Consider the following 19,689-nt stretch of genomic DNA (forward strand, 5'->3'; position numbering starts at 1 on the left):
CGTCAATCGTTTTCTCTCTTTATGAGACGTAAAGCCGGTTTCCCTTTGATATCACTCTTCTTCCGTGACAGTTCCTTCTTCTCAACGCTTTTAAGGATTTGTTCGTTAAATATCTGATTTTTCGCTCTGACTGCGTTTATTATAAAAAAAATAATGACAGACCGCTCCCACTCCCGACTAACATCAAATTGTTCCATGCGATGGCGATACTTATCCAACAGAGCAACAAGCGATGCCTCATCAAGAGCAAGTATTTTCTCGGCTATTCGCTCAAGAGTATCCTCTATCATACCCATATTTCAACCTTTTTGGCATCCTATAACCGCCACAAAGTAATGTCAAGATTTACCTTAAAATGAAAAGTTCAAGTTGTTGCACAAATTTTGTTGACAGATATGTGGTTCTAATTTATTTTTTTAAATGGATGGGTTAGTGGAAGAGGGGTGAGAACCCCCCGCTGCCCCGCAGCCGTGACGGGAGCGAAAACCAAGGACCACTGTCCTCAAATGAGGATGGGAAGGTGGTGAGTAGGTTGCCCGGAGCCGGAAGACCAACCCATCCGAAGGACCTCGAGGGAGGCAAAATGGGTTATCCATCAGATAAAGCATTACATCCTCCGGTTACACTTCCACGAATACTTAAGATTTCTCTGGTTTTGTTCTTGGTTCTCGTTATTGTCTCTATATTTTCCCTGTCCACTGGAGTTGCACGCATTTCTTTGTTATCCGTACTTAGAGGTCTCATGGCCTTGCCAGGGGAAACCATTCAGGGAATCACTCCTCCTGAAGAAGTAATAGTCTTATCTATTCGCTTACCGAGGGTACTGCTGGCTACTTTGGTAGGTGCAGCTCTATCTGTTGCTGGAGTGGTTTTTCAAGCTCTTTTGCGCAACCCCTTAGCTGACCCTTATATTATGGGAGTCTCTGCCGGGGCTGCACTGGGAGCTATGACAGGAATTTTACTCAGCTCCGTCACTCGTTGGTTTAGTATTCCCGTACTAGCCTTTGCAGGTGGTCTGTTCTCAGTGGGCATTGTATTTGGTATCGCTGGTTACAAAAAACGTCTAGAGACTAATACCTTACTTTTAACGGGTGTAATGGTAAACGCCTTTTTCTCCGCCGTTATCCTCTTTGTACTTTCTATAAGTGACCAATTCCAGCTCCAACGTGCGATTTTCTGGATGATGGGTGACTTGAGTGGAGCCCAAGCCAAAACCATCATCATTAATTTCGTGTTGCTTCTCATCGGAGTCTCGTTCATCTACAGTCAAGGTCGAAATTTGAATCTTCTCGTTACTGGGGAAGAAACAGCTGCACAGCTGGGCGTCTCCGTTGAGAAAACAAAAATAGCACTATTAATAGCGGCTTCTCTGATCACCGCAGGTGCTGTGTCAGCCTCGGGACCCATAGGGTTTGTTGGTTTGATCATACCTCATATTCTTAGGGTCATCTGTGGCCCTGATCATCGGATCCTGGTACCGGCGGCGTTTCTCCTGGGAAGTACCTTTCTTGTAGCGGCAGACACATTAGCACGCTGTTTGATTGCACCAACCGAGCTACCTGTGGGCGTTATAACTGCCCTATGTGGTGCACCGTACTTTCTATGTTTGCTCCGTCGGAGACTAATGAAAGAAGAAGTGTGAACATGCTGGAAGTAATAGATGTAAGCTTCAAATACAACGGTCCCTGGGTTCTCAAAGATGTGGGTTTCAAGGTTAATTCCGGGGATTTTGTAGGGATTCTGGGACCAAATGGATCAGGAAAATCCACACTCCTTAGGGTTATAGATGGGATACTCTTGCCACAAAAGGGACAAGTTCTATGGAATGGGACCCCCATCCAAAGCATGAAGCGCAAAGATGTAGCAAAGATAATTGCCCTCGTTCCACAGGGCTATGCAGGCGTTTTTCCATTTACTGTGCAAGAGATAATTCTCATGGGTCGATCACCCCACCTCGGTCTACTGGCCTTTGAAGGGGAAAAGGATCTCGAAATAGTATGGAAGGTGATGGAGCAGACAGAGACCCAACACCTCGCCCACAGATCACTCGAAAACATAAGCGGTGGAGAAAGACAGCGTGTGTTAGTAGCTCGAGCCCTGGCACAGGAACCACAACTCCTGCTTCTCGATGAACCTACAGCGTATCTTGACGTTCGCCATCAGGCAGACATTCTCAAACTGATCAGAACAATCAATAGAGTAAACGGTCTTACAGTGGTATTAGTAACACATGACATAAACTTAGCTTCGCTCTACTGCGACAGGGTCATCCTCTTAAAAGAAGGTAGCATATTGGCTGAGGGGACCCCTGAGGAAGTGCTAAGTGAAGAACAGATAAAAATCACTTTTGACACAACTGTGATAGCAAGCACGCATACACCTACAGGCCGCCCGTTGATTATACCCTGGATTGAGGTTTGAATGATGGTCTTTTGGACATTTTCATCAGACAAGGAAGCCGGTGAGAGTCCGGCGCTGCCCCGCAACTGTAAGGGGAACGAAAACCATGAAAAACCACTGGTCTTCATGACTGGGAAGGTGAGGCAAGTAGGATGCCCCGAGCCAGGATACTTGTCTGATGAGAAAATAAATCTTTTCTCCCGCGGGGGAAGGAAGGAGGATGTATGAAACGCTCAGTATTTGTTTTTTTACTAATGATTCTCATTTTCAGTACGGGCGAAACTGTTAGTGCCCAGATGGAAGGAAAAAAAACGGAGGGAAAAGAAACGGTACGTCTGGAAGAGGTTGTGGTTACAGCAAGTAGAATTGAGGAGAAAAAGCGGGAAGTTGTGGCCAATGTTATAGTTATAGACGAGGAAGAGATCCGGAGCTCCTCTGCGAAAGATCTGGGGGATCTTCTCGCTGAAAAAGGTGTGGGAACAATCATGAAGTACGATAGTTCCACAACCTCAATAGGGATAAGAGCTTTCAGAACGGATGCAACAGGTATCGATCTTGCGAGTAGGGTCCTTATCCTCATTGACGGTAGGCGTTCAGGAACCGCCAATGCTGCCAAAGTCATGACTAACAATATAGAAAAGGTGGAGATTATAAGAGGTCCAGCAGCGGTCCAGTATGGTACAACCGCTGTTGGTGGTGTGGTGAATGTAATTACAAAAAAAGGAACGGGCAAACCGTCTTTCTATGCTGATGGCTTCATAGGAAGTTACGATTATAAAGGTGGAACAATAGGTTTTTCTGGTACGTTCAAAAAGATGGACTTTTCAGGTTCATTCACGCGCGATTCCCGGGGAGATTACGAGACAGCACAGGGGATAAAGTACTTCAACACAGGTTACAACCACAAGGAAAACGGGAGTATCAACGTAGGTTACGAGTTTCTCCCGGGGAATAGAATTGGTTTTATCTACACGTTCTTCAAAGTCGATCATCAGGGAAATCCCGGCTACCTGAGCCAGAATGACAAGGACGACTATGTTCAAAGTCGTAACCATTCGTTCGATGTAATATACGATGGGAAAACAACCACAGGTCTGCTTTCCTGGAAGGTTCGTTACTTTGCTGGTCGCGATAAAAACGAATGGTTTGATCCTACTGGAAGCAATCCTGACGGTTGGGATGATGGTGTTCCCGATAGAAACGTGGTGGACTTCAAAGGCGCACAGATCCAGGTTTCGTACAATCGAACTTTGTTCACGGTTACAGGTGGTGGGGATTGGATACAGTACAAAACAGAAAGCACAAGCAGTCCTAAAAATACGGGGTACGATAACCCTGCTGCCTTTTTGCTCGGCAAACTGAAACTTTTCAACGACAGTTTCATTATTTCCGGTGGTGCTCGTTATGATGAATACAGGGTTGACGTCAAAAGTGAAGGTGGGAAGGAAAGTGAACATCACATTTCCCCACAGGTCGGTCTTGCCTATATACCCACAAAGTGGTTGAAGCTCCGGGCTAACTACGGTCAGGCTTTCCGTATGCCTTCGGCGGAACAGCTTGCAGGTAATTACTGGAGTTGGGGAACACATTTCGTGGGAAACCCTGACCTTAAACCAGAGAAAAGCCGCACATACGAGGGAGGAATAGATATATCAATATCGGCTTTGAACGCGAGTTTAAGTTATTTCCATACGGATTTCCGGGATAAAATAGAATGGTACACCAAACCAAATGGAGATAGATCAGCTAGGAACATCGGTAAGGCTGAAATTGAGGGTGTGGAGGGTAGTTTGTCCTACGATCTGGGAAATCTCTTTTCCTGGCCGATCAGGGTTTTGCCTTATATCACCGGCACATACATGATGAAGTATCGGGACAAGGACACAAACGAGGATTTGAAGTACACATCTGATCTCCTCGTGACGTACGGTATTACCATTTATGGCGAAGATTTCTCGGCAAACCTGAACTTCTCTTATGTGGGAAAGCAGCTAATCGACGACTGGGAAAGTGGTGCTTACCCCACACCAGTTATAACAAAAGGAAGCTTTACAGTGGCTAACCTAGCAATAACAAAAAAACTTTTGACCTTAAACAAATACGGATATCTCACCTTAAGGGGTGAAATTCAAAACTTGTTCGACAAGGATTACGAATATGTAAAGGGATACCCAATGCCAGGAAGAACTTTCACCCTGGGTTTGAGATATACCTTTTAGTGAAAATGGAGAATGAACGGGTACGGACTTGAAGCAGAGAGTTTGAAAAGGGTATTCCTAAACAGTGTTATTATTTCTGCTGTCTTTCACTGCGCATTAGTCGCAATGGTATTAACCGGACCTGTCCTCTCTGCTTCACCAAACCCATTACTGAACGAAAACTCCTGTCTTTTTGTTGATCTTGTAACCCAGAAGAAAGAAGGAAGCACCATCAATTCTCACGCTTTTAAGAAACCATTTCGCCACGACTCCATTGAGGTCGTGTCACCCGTGCAGTTATCCTTCAGTAAAAGTAATAATGATGAAAAGACATCCGGGGTGAAACCCGATTCGCCTCCAGTGCCAGAAGGGTTCAATAATAAGGACCGAAAGGAGGGAAAAAGTATTGTTGCTCCAAACCCGGCATCCGACGCGGTCAAAAGCTCGAGTTTAACAACGGGTGAGTTTTCCTACGGCTCGTTAGCAGAAGAGCAGTATCACTCAAAAGCGGTACCACGATACGGACATAATCCTCCCCCTCAATATCCCCCACTAGCCCGTATCCGGGGACAAGAGGGATTGGTGCTTTTATCTGTAGAAGTACTACCTGATGGCCGAGTGGGTCAAGTGGTAGTCAAGCAGACGTCCGGTTATAATCTTTTGGATCACTCGGCCATCGAAGCAGTAAAAAGGTGGTCTTTTATACCGGGAAAAAGAATGGGGGTCCCCATAACCATGTGGGTGGATGTACCTATCAGGTTTGCATTAAAATAAGAACCCTTTCATCCAATGCAAAAAGGCAAGGGTCGAAAACTTCACCGTATGCGTGCATACAATACTTCGGCATAATGAAGAGAGGTATGTGGGAGAAACCTTCTGGTTAAGATGCTTACCCTGGAACCCGTTTGATTGTACCGTTGGATATCAACTCGTGCAGCTGAGAAAGGAGACGTTGCTCCTCAGGATCGATCTTCATATCCGCATTGGCAATAGCCAGTATCTTCTCATATTCCGTCGTAGTAATTTGATGATCTTCAATAGCTTTTTCAATCATCGCTCTAAGTTTTGCTACTTCAGTGCTGGTCATTTTCTCCCCCTCAATACTCAGAACTGGGCTGGCTATACAAGAAAGGGAATCGTATGTCAAGAATGGAGAAAACTATAGCTCCGATTTTACATAAGCCTGCCCCGTGAAAAGGGCAATGGTTTCACCCAGATCGTCGTATACCCTTATACTGTAAGTACCAACGCGTTTGGTCCTTGAGCACTCCTCTGCTTCAGCGTACAGAGTGTTTCCCCGAGATGACCTCAGAAACATTATAGAAGCATTCAATGCGACAGCAACAGGACCGTGAGAGTTAGATGCAGCGGCAAAAGCAAGATCCGCAAGGGTGAATATAACACCACCATGAATCATACCAACACCATTTCGGTGACGATCTTGAATCTTTAAACGGGTCTTTGCTCTACCCGGGGCCATTTCTTCAATCTCAATACCCACATAATGGGCAAAGTAATCTTTGGAAAAACGTTCCAGCAATCCTTTCACAAGGTTCTCATCGAGGGAATACGCTTTCATCTTTTCTCATTGTAATCATTAAAAAGTCTGAAAAAACACAATGTTCTTTTCATAGGTTAACCATCCCAACGAGACTACTTCTTAAATAAAACACCAATACCAAAGAGGGCAAGAGAAAATCTCAATCACACGCATTCTTTTCATATGTCCACACCCATTCCACCTATCCTATCTTTCCAGCTGAATTCCTGGCATAATCTTGGTGCAGCCCTACAAATTTTCTGCTTTGCATAATCAAAGAACATAACGTATGTTTTCTATCTATTAATAAGTTTTCCTGGAGGGTGCATCCAATGGGGATCGATTTTGGTATCTATGACTTAATCTCCCGGAACGCTGAGATTAACGGTTCAAAAATAGCCTTTGTGCAGGATGAAAAGCGGTTGAGCCATGCAGAACTTAAAGAAGCATGCGACCTTTGGGCGGCTTTTTTTAAGAAGAAAGGGTTAAATTCGGGAGAGAGAATCGCCGTTTTAGCCCCAAACTCCTTTCATGTTCTTGCAGTTCTTGGAGGCGCAGCCAAATTGGGGGTTGTGTGCGTACTGATCAACCCCCGTTTAAGTACGGAAGAAATAGCATACATCTTGAATGATGTTTCCCCACGGATACTTTTAATATCCGAAGCAACGGAACTTTTGGCTAAAGGAGCCACATCCCGACTACCCTCTATACCTCAACACAAAATTGAGACCGTAGAGAAAATCGGTAACTTTGAGGATAGATGTGATCCCGTCCCAGCATCAAACCCGGCGGTGATCATCCATACTGCCGCTGTAACGGGACGCCCCCAGGGTGCGGTGCTTACCCAAAGAAACCTAATCGCCTGCGCCTTTCAGCTCCTGAACCTTGCAGATTTGAGAAGAGATGACTGCTATTTATGTTTTCTACCACTTTTTCATATTGGGGGACTGGGATTTACCCTGGCCACCATGCTCTCAGGGGGTAAAACTGTGATCATGGATCGTTTCGAAGCCCAGAGAGCTCTCGAACTGATGGAAAGAGAAAAGGTTACTTTCTTTGTGACTTTTCCACCCATTCTTTCTTCCATATTAGATGCCTGGGGAAAAACCGACTACGACGTATCTTCGGTTCGGCTCTGTCTTGGCGTAGAACAACCAAACACGATCGAACGGTTCCTAGATAAATTTAAATGGGCACACTTTTACAGTATATATGGGCAAACAGAGGTTATGCCCGTTTCTGGTTCAAACTACAAAAATAGACCCGGAAGTATAGGCAAACCCGCTTTGCTTACAAGGATCGCGATTCTCAATGAAGCTGGGCAACCTTTATCTCATGATGAAGTAGGAGAAATTTGTGTACGTTCCCCTTCTGTTTTTGCTGGTTACTGGAATCTACCTGAAATATCTGTTAGAACCTTTCGTGAAGGATGGCACCATACAGGCGATCTGGGTCGGATAGATAGAGATGGATTCCTGTGGTTCGAGGGACGCAAGAAGGAGAAAGAGCTTATAAAAACGGGTGGTGAAAACGTTTATCCAGAAGAAGTAGAAGGAATTCTTCGAGAACACGTCGCAATAGAAGATGTCTGTGTTGTTGGGGTTTCTGATCAGGTTTGGGGTGAGATAGTGGTTGCGGTGTGTGTCGTTAAGAGTGGACACACCCTGACTGATGAAGAAATAGATGCCTTCTTACTTCCAAGACTGGCCCGTTATAAGAGACCACGACGACTCCTATTCGTTGATAAAATTCCACGTCACAGCGATGGATCTGTAAATAGAGAGGCGGTAAAAAAACTGTTTCACAAAGAATAAGTTCGTGCAGGTGCGTATGAGGGTTCACGTGTTATATCGCGGCAGTCTAATCTTTTTAAAACACGTATGTATACTATCCCTCCTTTCATTGTGGATAATGGTAGGGTGTGCACCAAAGACCGTTACGCCTCCACCGTCGGAAAAGCCTGCCAGAATATCACTAGTTCTAGGAGCCGGTGCTGCAAGGGGGTTTGCCCACATCGGTGTCCTCAAGGTTCTGGAAACCCACAGAATTCCTATTGATATGGTAGTGGGAACATCAGCGGGCAGTTTAGTGGGAGCATTATACGCTTACGGTTATAATGCTTACCAGATCCAATCATTTTCCCTATCCTTAAGCAGAGATGACCTTTTCGACCTCGTTTTACCTGACAACGGTTTTATAAAGGGTGAGCGCTTACAGAATTACGTTAACAGAATGTTACGGAATACACCCATAGAGAGTTTACGGATACCCTTCTACGCGATAGCAACGGACATTCAGACAGGCGAAGAGACGGGATTTGCTAGAGGAAACACAGGTATGGCCGTACGCGCCAGTTGCTCCATTCCAGGTATATTTCAGCCCGTCAAGATATCTGGTAGGATATACGTGGATGGAGGTGTGGTAAGTCCCGTAGCGGTGGAGTTCGCAAAGAAGCAGGGCGCAGATGTGGTAATCGCAGTGGACATCTCTTCCGGTGTGAACACAGATCCTCCCTCTGGAACAATTGAAACCATACTTCAGGCCGTGGATATCATGTATTCAAGAATAGCGGAAAACCAACTACGCCAGGCGGATGTTGTAATAAGGCCGCGTGTTCGGCATATAGCGTCCAGTGATATTTCTAAACGCCACGAAGCAATTCTTGAAGGGGAAAAAGCTGCGCTTGAAGCTATTCCCAAGATTGTTGAGATCCTCAGTAAACTAAAAGAAGAGGGAAAATTACCTGCGGGGAAGGCTCCCTAAAGACCTCATTCCTTGTAAAGATGCTCGCTTAAGATTTTCCTTATGGGCTCGGGGATAGGAGAAGGTTTTCTAGAAACCTGATCAAGATGGACAAAAGTTGTATTGCTAACAACACAAAGCGCTTCATCCTGGAAGAGCAACTGTTTTAAGGTTAAACTAGTGTTGCCAATCTTTTCAACGCCCGTAATAAGCTCTACATCTTTACCGAAAAAGAGCTCTCTTAAGAAATCGATATTTATGTTCACCATTACCAGGGACGGGTTATTGTGGTGTTGAGGGAAAAGCATCAGTATCTCTTCATAACCTTCTTCCAACCAAACTGGGATAGCACTGTGGCTTATATGTCCTGTTAGATTGGTCTCCGATATACGGGGGTGAATTTTCCTTTTGAACATGTTTTGTATTTAACATTTGTAGTCAAATTTGTCACCTCTAATACCGGATGAAGTCGCATCAGGTAAAACAATAAATTGACGTACTTGACTTTTGATGGTTGTAAAGATACATTAAAAAACAATAAAATTCCATGGAACCTAGAAAAAAAGAGTACCTTAGCAGGTTAAAAGAGGCAGGCTCAGTTCTCGAGGATAGTTGCCCCGGTTATTTGATCCCAGAGGTGTGTTCCAACCTGGCCTTCGCCCTGCCCAATGCTCAATCCTTGGAAGAGGTGGCGGCGTTCCCAGGGCGAATAGTCAGAATAGGGGATAGGATAAAGGTTGTCTCTGATCCTCAGTTCGGAGCGTCAAGTCACGTAGCTAACATTGTACTTACCGTGATGAGGCATGATAGTCAATATAGATCGGCAATGAACATACGTTTTGATGAAGAAATTCTAAAACGCTGCCAAGAAAAGGGACTCAGTATAGCCGAGTTTGATCGTACGCTGGAACCTGATGATGTAAAAGCGAAAGAAGGTGCAACATTAGAATGGGGAGTGGATTATGCCATTCGCGAATGTGGGTTTGTCCCTGATATAATATTTGATCGAGGTAGTGTGGGTAAGGAACCTATGATAAGAGTGATCGGTAGGGATCCACAGGACGTTGTCGACAAGATTATGCGTATAGCTGGAATAGAGAGGAGGATAACTGATCAAATGAAAGAAAAAAGGGAACTAAAAGAATTGGAAATAACAAGGGCTATTGTTGAGAGGTACATGCATAAATTCCTGAATCACACGGAGGTGGACGTTGCTGTTGTAGGTGGTGGTCCTGCAGGACTCGTCGCTTCTTATTTCCTGGCTAAAGGTGGACGTAAGGTGGCGATATTTGAGCGGAAATTGTCCATAGGCGGTGGCATGTGGGGTGGTGGAATGATGTTTAATGAAATAGTGGTTCAAGAAGAAGCGAAGGGTTTACTGGATCTCTTTGGGGTATCAACTGAACCATACGGAGATGGTTACTATACGGCCGATGCCATTGAAGCAGTAACAACCATATGCTCTTGCGCCATGAAATCAGGTGTTAAAATCTTCAACTGTATAACAGTCGAAGACGTGGTAATTAGAGACAACAGGGTAATAGGACTGGTCATCACTTGGTCCCCAGTTGAAATGACGGGACTTCATGTAGATCCTCTCACCATAATGGCCAAATGTGTAATCGACGCCACAGGCCATGATACAGAAGTCCTGAGGGTAATAGAAAGAAAAGCGGATATTACCCTGGAAACTCCCACGGGAAAAATAATGGGAGAACGTTCAATGTGGTCTCACAAAGCTGAGCTACTAACTTTGGAAAATACAAAACGCATATGCCCCGGTGTGTACGTAGCAGGGATGTCCGCAAACGCGGCCTTCGGAGGGCCACGTATGGGACCCATATTCGGAGGGATGTTGCTATCTGGAAAGAAGGTAGCAGAACTTATTCTAAAAGATGAATTTTAGTGAGCGATCTAACAGCGGGATAAAAGTATATAACGATCATCAGGCAGTTTGACTGCCTTTTCCTCCCTTATAAGTTTTTCTAGGTGCTTCGACATAATGGCCCATTCACCGAACTCAAAGAAACCTTTTGGTTCCCGTGGTTTGCCATACACGAAGCAAGCGTTTACAATCTCTTTTATTGTCCGTGGTTCCTGAAGAAACTCCATTAGCCGCGTTTCTCGTTGGAAGATCACATTTCTGTATCGTTCCCAAACCTCCTCGTCAGGCTGAAAAAACACACCAGTCTCATGACCTGTGATGTATATCTTGGCTTTCAGAGACCTGAGAAGTTCTATGCTCCTTAACGTGTCTTCAATACTAGAGAACCTATCACCATACCACGGGCCAAAGGGGGTAAGATCATAGTCACCTATAAAGGCAATCTCTAGTGCTGGGAAATAGAAAGCCAGGTGACCAGGTGTGTGTCCAGGGCAGTGGATAATTTTTACCTTTAGCGACCCAAGATCCAAAACAGAGTCACCCTCCAGGAAACCTGCCATTTCCCTCGGACGGTAGTGGAACTTTTCCATCACTAACGTGTGCCAATACGAACGGTATTCTCCTTCTAAACCGTACCAGTCGAGGAAAACATCTATATCTGTTAGGGGTGGATAATCATCTTTTGATATAAAAATGGGAACGTTGTTGAAAAGATCAAGATAGGTAAAGTGATCTTCATGCCAGTGACTGAGCCAGACCGCGTGTATTTTATTCTTACGCAGCTCCTGAAGACGTTCCATATGAGAAGCAGGATCTACAATTATACCTCCATCTCCTACCTCTAAAAACAACGAATGCGAGAAAGGGTATCTCCCACCTTTCTCACCCGGGATGAACCAAAGCGGCCCAAAGTGCATCTCCCTTGGTAAGTTATCCATCACTTTCCACTTCCGTGAGAATCAATACTTACGATAAAGTCCCTTTAAAAGGTCAACGCCCAGAAGTCAAGGAGCTTTGCAATTTCTTGACCGTAAAAAGACTTTGTCCTATATGTGTTCCCCTTCTAACCAAAAAAAGCAGGAGGACTTGTAAGTATGAGAATCGTGTTGTTAGGCGCACCTGGCGCAGGTAAAGGAACGGTAGCCAAACTTCTGTCCGAATTTGACGGATCTTTGCAAGTATCCACGGGGGATATTCTGAGGGCAGCAGTCAAAGAAAACACTCCCCTCGGACAGAAGGCACGATCTTACATGGAAAGGGGAGACCTCGTGCCTGATGAAATAATCATCGGCATCATGGAAGAGCGACTTATGAAGGATGACATTCAAAAGGGATTTATCCTTGATGGTTTTCCTAGAACTGTGTCTCAAGCAGAAGCTCTTAAGGAAATGTTAAATCGACTGAACATGAAACTGGACATGGTGGTTAACCTGGAAGTCCCGAGAGAGGTAATAATAGATCGTTTAACCACGAGAAGAACGTGTTCCAATCCCAACTGCCAGGAGATCTACAATATCAAAAGCAACCCCCCAAATCCTGACGGAACCTGCAAAAAATGTGGTAGTCCCACAGTCCAGCGCGAGGATGAAACGGAAGAAGCAATCAATCATCGTTTGGAAATCTATAGAGTCAAGACGGAGCCATTGATCGAGTTTTATAAAAAAGAAGGACTTTTAATAACAATTACCTCATTAAGCAGCAAAGAAACAGTAGAGGAGATAAAGAGAATTTTTAGACCATAGTATGATTGATTACGAACGTGAACTTAACAGAGAACAACTGGCTGTTGTAATGGCTGAAGGCGGTCCTCTTTTAGTCCTTGCCGGTGCGGGAAGCGGCAAAACGAGGACGTTGACCTACAGGGTTGCACGGTTACTGGAGCAGGGGATACATCCCAGCCGAGTTATGCTTGTTACTTTTACAAATAAGGCAGCCCGTTCTATGTTAACCAGAGTGGCTAACCTCATACAATGCGACGTGAATGTTTTCTGGGGTGGAACTTTTCATCACCTCGGAAATCGCATTTTGAGGAAACAGGCCGATCTTCTTGGATACGACAAAAATTACACAATCCTCGATGCAGAAGATGCGGTGGGACTTTTAGGACAGTGCATTACAGAGGTTGTTAATAAAAAGGATGCTCGATTTCCCAAGAAGGATGTTCTTTTTGAGATTATCAGTTTTTCTGTTAACACTGGAACACAACTCCACCGTGTTATTGAGGAAAGATACCCCTTTTTTGCAAAGTACATCGAAGAAATTGAAGCAATCTACGAGAGGTACAAAAAACGTAAAAAAGAGTTGAACGTAATGGATTTTGACGATCTGCTTCTCAATTGGTGGCTTCTCATGCGGGATTTTCCACATATAGGTGAATATTACAGAGAACGTTTCCTACACGTTCTTGTGGATGAGTATCAGGACACGAATTACCTCCAGGGGGAAATCACGGACTATTTGGGTTCATATCACAGAAACCTTATGGTTGTCGGAGATGACGCTCAAAGTATATACGCCTTTCGAGGTGCGAATTACACAAATATTCTCACTTTTCCGCAACGTCACCCGGACAGTAGAATATTTCGCCTAGAAACGAATTACCGTAGCACCCCGGAGATACTCCAGGTGGCAAATCTAAGTATACGTAAAAACATCAATCAGTTTCATAAGAGACTGGTGCCAGTAAGGGAAAATGGTTCAGTCCCTCTTCTTGTATTCCTTCGTAACGACGAGGATCAAGCCCGATTCGTCGCTAAAAAAGTTGAGGATTGCCTGGCCGCAGCAATACCTCCACATCAGATAGCTATTCTTTACAGAGCTCATTTTCAATCGGTAGAAGTACAAATGGAGCTTACAAGGAGAGGTATACTTTACGACCTCCGATCAGGCTTACGTTTCTTCGAACAGGCTCATGTGAAAGATATAGTAGCCTATTTAAGGGTTCTGTCCAACAGCAGAGATGAAATGGCATGGAACAGGATTCTCGGGATGTATGAGGGTATAGGTAAATCTACGGTAGACAAGATCTGGAGATACATATCTGAAAGTGAGGATCCTGTGGAGGCTTTCTTCGGGGAGGATCTACTTAAAATCGTCTCCAAAGGGGCAAGAGAAAGTGTTTCTTCATGTCAACGTGTGCTTCAGGGAATGTTAAAAGCCTCACCAGAAAAACTTCCCACTCCTATGATTGACGCCCTTCTTAAGAGTGGTTATGAGGAGTACATACGAAACACATTTGCCAATGCCCAGGAACGAATTGAAGACATTATTGAATTGATTTTGTTCGCGGAAAAATCCAAATCTCTCGAAGAATTTCTAGCGGAGGTGGCTCTGCAGACAAGCAAATCAGAAGCAGGAGATGATGAAAAGAGCCGTTTAGAAGGCCGTATCATCCTCAGTACAATACACCAGGCCAAAGGGCTAGAATGGCAGGTTGTTTTTATCTTATGGTGCGCGGAAGGAATGTTACCATACGGCCGTGCACTACTGGATCCAGGCGGCGAAGAAGAGGAACGGCGGCTATTCTATGTCGCCATAACAAGAGCCAGGGATTCATTGTTTATATGCTTCCCCGCTGTGAGGAATTCTCGTGGAGGTGGCAGGGAACCTATGCGGATCTCAAGGTTTATAAAAGAAATCGTATCCGCAAGTCCCGATGAAAATCCTTTCCAAATCTGGCATGTAAAGTGATTGATCGACACATTTAGTTACATAACTCCATGGGGTTTCATGCTGCTTTCGTATTCTGCTCTAAGGGCGATCTTAGTAGCTTCCTCCATATCCTCCACACGTTTAACCCAATCTTCAAACTTGATATCCACCCCGAAGATCCCCACCATCTCGTCGTTATCATCAATTATGGGTGCGGAAACCGTAAAACATAAAGCGCCCGTCATTCGAGATATGTAAAAGTTAGTAACGTGAACCTTACCGGTACGTAAGGGGACGATGAACCATTCGCGATCTGACTGATCCGTGCCCACACCGTAATTCTCGTATTTAGACCTATCCGCTATGTTCGTGATGTTCCTCGTTATCTTCTTACCGTTCATGTCCACAACGTAGGCAAACTGTATGGAAGGATTCTCCTCAATACATTTCTGCATGATGGGTTCCTGGAGCTCAGGCTTCATTGTTTTCATCACGGGATGCTCAATAACCTGCTTGACCACAGCAATGGCCGCCTCGGCGGCGCGATGTTTGATCCGATCGAGTTCGGACATGAAAAGTTCAGGAATGTACGTTCGAACCAGTCTTTCCATCTCTTCGTTAGATATACTGGTTACCCTGCCTTTTTCGTATTCCTCCATTATCCTCTTGTGGATCTTTGATACACCGGGATGTCTCTTATCAACTGCATTTTCGCCAGAAAGCCCCAAGTGCGTGTTTATCCAAAAGGCAATTCCTGCCTTGCCAGATTTGTCCGTTACCATAGGAACAATAGGTCGTTTGAGCAGTTTCTTCGTGTCAAAGATGTTATAAATCTCTTCGTTCTTCAAAATTCCATCTACGTGTATACCTGCTTTTGTCAGATTAAACTCGGCACCTACAAACGGGAAATTCGGCGGTATGCGATAACCCACTTCCTTTTCGTAATAACGGGCAATATCAGTTATAACAGTGGTATCGATACCATCATGCGAACCTTTAAGGGCAATATACTCCATTATCAGCCCCTCAAGGGGTGGATTGCCCGTGCGCTCTCCAATACCAAGCAGTGTTCCATTTGCGGCGGCGCACCCGTAAAGCCAAGCTGTCGTCGCGTTTATGAGAGCTTTATGAAAGTCATTGTGGCCATGCCATTCCAGTAAATGGCCCGGTACTCCCGCCTCATCAATGAAAGCTCTTACAAGCTTATCCACGCTACGTGGCAAACTTGCCCCGGGGTAAGTTACACCAAAACCTAGGGTATCGCATAGTCTTATCTTGATATCTATTCCAGATTCCTCTCTGAGTTTCATCAATTCAATGGCAAAAGGAATACAGAAACCATAAATATCAGCTCTCGTGACATCTTCAAAATGACAACGAGGAACAATACCCGCTTCAAGTAGGGTTCGAACAACCTCGAGGTATTCTTCCACAACCTGTTTTCGCGTTTTGTTTAATTTCAAAAAAATGTGGTAATCAGAGACAGAAGTTAGAATCCCTGTCTCCTTGAGTCCAGCCGCAACTACAAGAGGAACATCTTCTTTTTTTGCTCTGATCCAGCCAGTAATCTCAGGATACCTGTAACCAAGGGCGAGACAGTTTTCCACCGCTTCACGATCTTTCGCGCTGTAAAGGAAAAACTCCGTCTGCCTTATGACACCCTTTTCGCCTCCAAGCTTGTGCAAAAAAGTATAAAGATCAACTATTTGTTTAACGGTGTACGGTGGTCTAGACTGTTGACCATCTCGGAAGGTGGTATCGGTGATGAATATCTCATCCGCAGGATCGATGGCGATGATACGATTATCAAAATCTATGCGCGCCACCTCATGGTAGGGAAATATTTCTTTCTGAAGATTAGGCTCCAGAACATCCTTCAATTCGTATTGCCAGAATTTTGTGTGTTCATGCTCAAGTACCTTTTTCTTTTGACTCCACTTTGCCATTCTTTCCTCCTATCTAAAAAAAAGGCGCCTGAGATTTCATGCGCCCTTCTCAGACTTTATTTTGTACGGGCATTACTATCTAGGGAATTGAGGTGCACCACATGGGAGGCAGGGTTTCGGTTCCCCGCCACGCTGGATTCTTTCTGGAACTTCTAAACAAAAGTGTTTGAACGAACACATACTTTGTCTTAAAAATTTGCTAGTTTTATTACTTTTTTTTTCCTCTCTTGTCAATAAAAATTACTGCACAACCTTCAAGGAAAGTTCAAGCAACTGTTCCACACTTACGCGGGATGGTGCTTCTGTTAGGGGGCACGCTGCCTTCTGAGTTTTCGGGAAGGCTATAACCTCTCTTATCGTTTCTGCACCCGCCATCATCATAACCAGTCTGTCGAAACCAAGCGCTATCCCGCCATGAGGTGGAGCGCCGTATTCCAATGCTTCGAGAAAGAAGCCAAATTTAATTTGTACTTCCTCCGAACTCAAATTGAGCACATCAAAAATTTTCTTCTGCAACTTGGGATTGTGAATCCTGATACTTCCCCCGCCTATTTCCGCGCCATTCAGAACAAGATCGTAAGCTCTGGCTCTAACACGGTCGGGAGCGTCATCCAGGATTCCGAGATCTTCTGTCTTTGGTGCTGTGAACGGATGATGGACCGAGACAAGCCGTTTTTCTGTTTCGCTGTATTCAAAAAGAGGGAAGTCGGTAATCCAGGCGAAGGCAAATTCATCGGGACTTATGAGATTCATTCTTTGAGCAATGTAAATACGGAGATTCCCCAAAGATTCGTGCACAACTGATGGTGCATCAGCTACAAAGAGTAGTACATCTCCTTCCTTAGCCCCTACACACGATTCGATGCCTGCCATCTCCTGTGGGGATAGAAACTTGGCAATTGGAGATACCCAACTGTCTTTCTGTATGCGGGCCCAAGCAAGGCCTTTTGCGCCGTAATTCGCTGCGTAGTCGCGAAATTCATCCAGATCCTTTCTAGACACTGTTCTTGCATCGCTTAACTTAATGGCTTTTACGACACCACCTGCGGCAATTACCTCACGGAAGGCATTAAAGGCCGTATTTGCCAGAATATCGGTCAGATCCACCATCTCCAAACCAAAACGAAGATCCGGATTATCCTTTCCATAACGAGATATCGCTTCCTGGTAAGTCAAGCGGGGAAAAGGAATTTTCAATTCACGGTCCAGACATTTCCCGAACAAATCTGCCATATAGCTTTCTATTGTAGCTATTATGTCATCCTCTTCTGCAAACGACATCTCCACATCAACCTGTGTAAACTCAGGTTGACGATCTGCCCTCAAGTCTTCATCACGGAAACACCGCACTATCTGGAAATACCGATCAAAACCAGCGATCATAAGCAACTGCTTAAAAAGTTGGGGTGATTGAGGTAGGGCATAGAATGACCCAGGATAGATCCTACTGGGCACAAGGTAGTCCCGCGCACCTTCCGGTGTGCTTTTAGTGAGAAATGGTGTTTCTACCTCTATAAATCCAGCATTGTAGAAGTACTCCCTTGTGACAGCAGCAGCATGACTTCTCAATATGATATTTCTCTGAACAGAGGGTCGTCTCAAATCAAGATAACGGTATTTCAAACGGATATTTTCAGAAATCTCCGTCGCTCCATCGATCACGAATGGAGGTGTCCGAGCTTCACTTAAAATGTTGAGCTTATCTGCAAAAACCTCAATTTCTCCCGTTTTGAGCTCGAAGTTTTCCATTCCCTCGGGACGGCGTCTGACCACTCCCTTAATGGATATTACATATTCATTTCTAATACGGTGGGCCTCTCTGTGAGGTTCGGGATTGAATTCCGGGTTGAATACAATCTGGACGATCCCGCTTCTATCACGAAGATCCACAAAGATAACCCCGCCATGATCCCTCCTCCTGTGTACCCATCCCATAAGGATAACTTCCCTACCTATATCGCTAACCGTTAGTTCACCACAGTAATGTGTTCTTTTCACCTTTTTCCCTCTCTATAAAGCCACTGGATTTTCTCAAAGACATCATTAAGGCAAATTAAAACCTGCTCGCTACTTCTCATATCCCTAAGAATTGCTTTATTTTCCTGTATCTCGCTCTCCCCGATTATCAAAGTATAAGGACAACGGAGCTTATCTGCTCTTTTAAGCTGACTCTTCAAACTCCTTTCACAGTAATTCATTTCCACAGGTATTCCATTTATACGCAAGGTGTTACACAGATGATAGGCCAAAGACTGGGCAAGTTCACCCAGAGCAGCAATAAAGAGAAACGGGTTTTCTTCCCGAAGCTCCGGTGGATTAGGAATTATTTCGAGGAGCCTTTCCATACCTACCGCAAACCCTATCCCTGGAATGTCGGGTCCACCCAGGGATTTAACAAGCCCATCGTAGCGTCCGCCACCAGCCACTGCATTCTGGGCACCAAGGGCAGTTGTAGTAATCTCAAATGCTGTTCGGGTGTAGTAATCAAGTCCTCTGACCATCTTTGCATTAACTTGATAAGGTATTGCAAAACGTGCAAGGGATTCACAGAAAACAGCGAAGTGACTGTTGCAACTTTCGCATAGATAGTCTTTTATTGAAGGTGCGAAATTCACTATTTCCCCGCAGGAAGGCACCTTACAATCAAAAACCCTCAATGGATTAACATAGAGGCGACGCTGACAGTCCTGACAGAGATCCCATTCCCTTTTATTAAGATAATCTACAATTGCCTCTCTAAAAATAGGACGACAGCTTGAGCAACCCAGGGAATTGACCTCTATTTGATAGTCCCGCAGTCCCACATCTTTCAGAAACTGAACAAGCATGAGAATCAGCTCTGCATCGATCCTGGGATCGTTGTAACCCAAGATTTCCACATCAATTTGATGAAACTGACGTAATCTGCCTTTCTGTGGACGTTCCCGACGAAACATAGGACCTATGGTGTACAGTTTTGCAATAGGATCAACTGTATACAGGTGATGCTCGATGAATGCCCTTATGATAGAAGCTGTCGCTTCAGGTCTTAAGGAAAGATACTCATCACTCTTATCAAGAAACGTGTACATCTCCTTTTCCACAATATCCGTGGATTCTCCAATACTCCTACGAAAAAGCTCCGTTTTCTCTAATACGGGCACCCTTATTTCCCGGAACCCGAAATGAGAAAAAATCTCTCTAGCCTTTTCTTCTACAAATCGCCACTTAGGGGAATCCTGAGGTAAAATATCCTTAAAACCTTTTACCGCCTTTATGTTCACCGTTACTTACTCCTGGAATAGCAGAACCGGTTAACATATTATGCATTTTAACGCAACATAAAGT

The 19,689-nt window shown here is 44.7% G+C and carries 17 protein-coding genes and 2 riboswitches; of the genes, 9 read left to right on the forward strand and 8 right to left on the reverse strand.

The genetic code is table 11. The features are described from left to right. Positions 1–2: 2 nt before the first annotated feature. Positions 3–296: a hypothetical protein gene (locus N2317_06900; protein ID MCX7817220.1), complete on the reverse strand. Its 294-nt coding sequence runs from the start codon at positions 294–296 to the stop codon at positions 3–5. 85 nt (positions 297–381) lie between these two features. Then, positions 382–574, forward strand: a riboswitch (cobalamin riboswitch). 9 nt (positions 575–583) lie between these two features. Between N2317_06900 and N2317_06905 the strand changes: the two genes are divergently transcribed. The 4 genes from N2317_06905 to N2317_06920 all read left to right on the forward strand — a co-directional run bounded on the left by N2317_06905 (position 584) and on the right by N2317_06920 (position 5,372). Next, a complete protein-coding gene (locus tag N2317_06905; protein MCX7817221.1) occupies positions 584–1,642 on the forward strand; it encodes an iron ABC transporter permease in 1,059 nt (352 codons plus the stop codon). A gap of 2 nt (positions 1,643–1,644) precedes the next feature. Then, the gene (locus N2317_06910) at positions 1,645–2,421 is read left to right on the forward strand and encodes an ABC transporter ATP-binding protein (GenBank protein ID MCX7817222.1); all 777 of its coding nucleotides are present in this window, start codon (positions 1,645–1,647) and stop codon (positions 2,419–2,421) included. Then, positions 2,418–2,594, forward strand: a riboswitch (cobalamin riboswitch). (Overlaps the previous gene by 4 nt.) Before the next feature lie 30 nt (positions 2,595–2,624). Then, positions 2,625–4,619 (forward strand): TonB-dependent receptor, encoded by a 1,995-nt coding sequence (locus N2317_06915; GenBank protein MCX7817223.1) that lies wholly within the window; start codon positions 2,625–2,627, stop codon positions 4,617–4,619. A gap of 12 nt (positions 4,620–4,631) precedes the next feature. Then, the gene (locus N2317_06920; GenBank protein ID MCX7817224.1) at positions 4,632–5,372 is read left to right on the forward strand and encodes an energy transducer TonB; all 741 of its coding nucleotides are present in this window, start codon (positions 4,632–4,634) and stop codon (positions 5,370–5,372) included. 115 nt (positions 5,373–5,487) lie between these two features. Here N2317_06920 and N2317_06925 read toward each other — a convergent pair whose 3' ends face one another. Both N2317_06925 and N2317_06930 read right to left on the reverse strand, forming a co-directional pair. Beyond that, on the reverse strand, positions 5,488–5,685 hold the full coding sequence (locus N2317_06925) for a hypothetical protein (protein MCX7817225.1): 198 nt from the start codon (positions 5,683–5,685) through the stop codon (positions 5,488–5,490). 72 nt (positions 5,686–5,757) lie between these two features. After that, the gene (locus N2317_06930) at positions 5,758–6,177 is read right to left on the reverse strand and encodes a hotdog fold thioesterase (protein ID MCX7817226.1); all 420 of its coding nucleotides are present in this window, start codon (positions 6,175–6,177) and stop codon (positions 5,758–5,760) included. 293 nt (positions 6,178–6,470) lie between these two features. Between N2317_06930 and N2317_06935 the strand changes: the two genes are divergently transcribed. Both N2317_06935 and N2317_06940 read left to right on the forward strand, forming a co-directional pair. Continuing rightward, a complete protein-coding gene (locus N2317_06935) occupies positions 6,471–7,952 on the forward strand; it encodes an AMP-binding protein (GenBank protein ID MCX7817227.1) in 1,482 nt (493 codons plus the stop codon). A 28-nt stretch (positions 7,953–7,980) separates the two neighbouring features. Continuing rightward, positions 7,981–8,901 (forward strand): patatin-like phospholipase family protein, encoded by a 921-nt coding sequence (locus N2317_06940; GenBank protein MCX7817228.1) that lies wholly within the window; start codon positions 7,981–7,983, stop codon positions 8,899–8,901. Positions 8,902–8,906: 5 nt separating this feature from the next. Here the strand turns inward: N2317_06940 and N2317_06945 are convergent, their stop codons facing one another. After that, the gene (locus tag N2317_06945) at positions 8,907–9,296 is read right to left on the reverse strand and encodes an acyl-CoA thioesterase (protein MCX7817229.1); all 390 of its coding nucleotides are present in this window, start codon (positions 9,294–9,296) and stop codon (positions 8,907–8,909) included. A 131-nt stretch (positions 9,297–9,427) separates the two neighbouring features. Here N2317_06945 and N2317_06950 point away from each other — a divergent pair, with 131 nt between their 5' ends. After that, positions 9,428–10,786, forward strand: coding sequence for a sulfide-dependent adenosine diphosphate thiazole synthase (locus tag N2317_06950; protein MCX7817230.1), 1,359 nt, complete (start codon positions 9,428–9,430; stop codon positions 10,784–10,786). 8 nt (positions 10,787–10,794) lie between these two features. Here the strand turns inward: N2317_06950 and N2317_06955 are convergent, their stop codons facing one another. Further along, complete coding sequence (locus N2317_06955; protein MCX7817231.1) at positions 10,795–11,703, reverse strand: MBL fold metallo-hydrolase; 909 nt, start codon at positions 11,701–11,703, stop codon at positions 10,795–10,797. Positions 11,704–11,859: 156 nt separating this feature from the next. On the opposite strand from N2317_06955, the gene N2317_06960 reads away from it, so the two are divergent. Then, complete coding sequence (locus N2317_06960; GenBank protein ID MCX7817232.1) at positions 11,860–12,507, forward strand: adenylate kinase; 648 nt, start codon at positions 11,860–11,862, stop codon at positions 12,505–12,507. A gap of 1 nt (position 12,508) precedes the next feature. Next, positions 12,509–14,455, forward strand: a complete 1,947-nt coding sequence (locus N2317_06965; GenBank protein ID MCX7817233.1) for an ATP-dependent helicase — start codon at positions 12,509–12,511, stop codon at positions 14,453–14,455. Between the two features lie 17 nt (positions 14,456–14,472). Here N2317_06965 and N2317_06970 read toward each other — a convergent pair whose 3' ends face one another. From N2317_06970 to hisS, 3 genes are all read right to left on the reverse strand, one after another. Next, positions 14,473–16,362 (reverse strand): histone-lysine N-methyltransferase, encoded by a 1,890-nt coding sequence (locus N2317_06970; GenBank protein MCX7817234.1) that lies wholly within the window; start codon positions 16,360–16,362, stop codon positions 14,473–14,475. Positions 16,363–16,602: 240 nt separating this feature from the next. Further along, on the reverse strand, positions 16,603–18,360 hold the full coding sequence (gene aspS / locus N2317_06975; GenBank protein ID MCX7817235.1) for an aspartate--tRNA ligase: 1,758 nt from the start codon (positions 18,358–18,360) through the stop codon (positions 16,603–16,605). Continuing rightward, on the reverse strand, positions 18,357–19,625 hold the full coding sequence (gene hisS / locus N2317_06980; GenBank protein ID MCX7817236.1) for a histidine--tRNA ligase: 1,269 nt from the start codon (positions 19,623–19,625) through the stop codon (positions 18,357–18,359). The genes aspS and hisS overlap by 4 nt, the downstream gene beginning before the upstream one ends. Positions 19,626–19,689 lie beyond the last annotated feature (64 nt).

Source organism: Syntrophales bacterium (genome assembly GCA_026417625.1).
Taxonomy (GTDB): domain Bacteria; phylum Desulfobacterota; class Syntrophia; order Syntrophales; family UBA8958; genus JAOACW01.

Excerpts from the sequence above, each read along its gene's own strand:
- N2317_06930 (MCX7817226.1), bottom strand. The coding sequence starts at position 6,177 with ATGAAAGCGTATTCCCTCGATGAGAACCTTGTGAAAGGATTGCTGGAA.
- N2317_06920 (MCX7817224.1), top strand. The coding sequence starts at position 4,632 with ATGAACGGGTACGGACTTGAAGCAGAGAGTTTGAAAAGGGTATTCCTA.
- N2317_06910 (MCX7817222.1), top strand. The coding sequence starts at position 1,645 with ATGCTGGAAGTAATAGATGTAAGCTTCAAATACAACGGTCCCTGGGTT.
- N2317_06900 (MCX7817220.1), bottom strand. The coding sequence starts at position 296 with ATGGGTATGATAGAGGATACTCTTGAGCGAATAGCCGAGAAAATACTT.
- N2317_06965 (MCX7817233.1), top strand. The coding sequence starts at position 12,509 with ATGATTGATTACGAACGTGAACTTAACAGAGAACAACTGGCTGTTGTA.
- N2317_06925 (MCX7817225.1), bottom strand. The coding sequence starts at position 5,685 with ATGACCAGCACTGAAGTAGCAAAACTTAGAGCGATGATTGAAAAAGCT.
- N2317_06945 (MCX7817229.1), bottom strand. The coding sequence starts at position 9,296 with ATGTTCAAAAGGAAAATTCACCCCCGTATATCGGAGACCAATCTAACA.
- N2317_06905 (MCX7817221.1), top strand. The coding sequence starts at position 584 with ATGGGTTATCCATCAGATAAAGCATTACATCCTCCGGTTACACTTCCA.
- N2317_06935 (MCX7817227.1), top strand. The coding sequence starts at position 6,471 with ATGGGGATCGATTTTGGTATCTATGACTTAATCTCCCGGAACGCTGAG.
- N2317_06960 (MCX7817232.1), top strand. The coding sequence starts at position 11,860 with ATGAGAATCGTGTTGTTAGGCGCACCTGGCGCAGGTAAAGGAACGGTA.
- N2317_06915 (MCX7817223.1), top strand. The coding sequence starts at position 2,625 with ATGAAACGCTCAGTATTTGTTTTTTTACTAATGATTCTCATTTTCAGT.
- N2317_06970 (MCX7817234.1), bottom strand. The coding sequence starts at position 16,362 with ATGGCAAAGTGGAGTCAAAAGAAAAAGGTACTTGAGCATGAACACACA.
- N2317_06950 (MCX7817230.1), top strand. The coding sequence starts at position 9,428 with ATGGAACCTAGAAAAAAAGAGTACCTTAGCAGGTTAAAAGAGGCAGGC.
- N2317_06955 (MCX7817231.1), bottom strand. The coding sequence starts at position 11,703 with ATGGATAACTTACCAAGGGAGATGCACTTTGGGCCGCTTTGGTTCATC.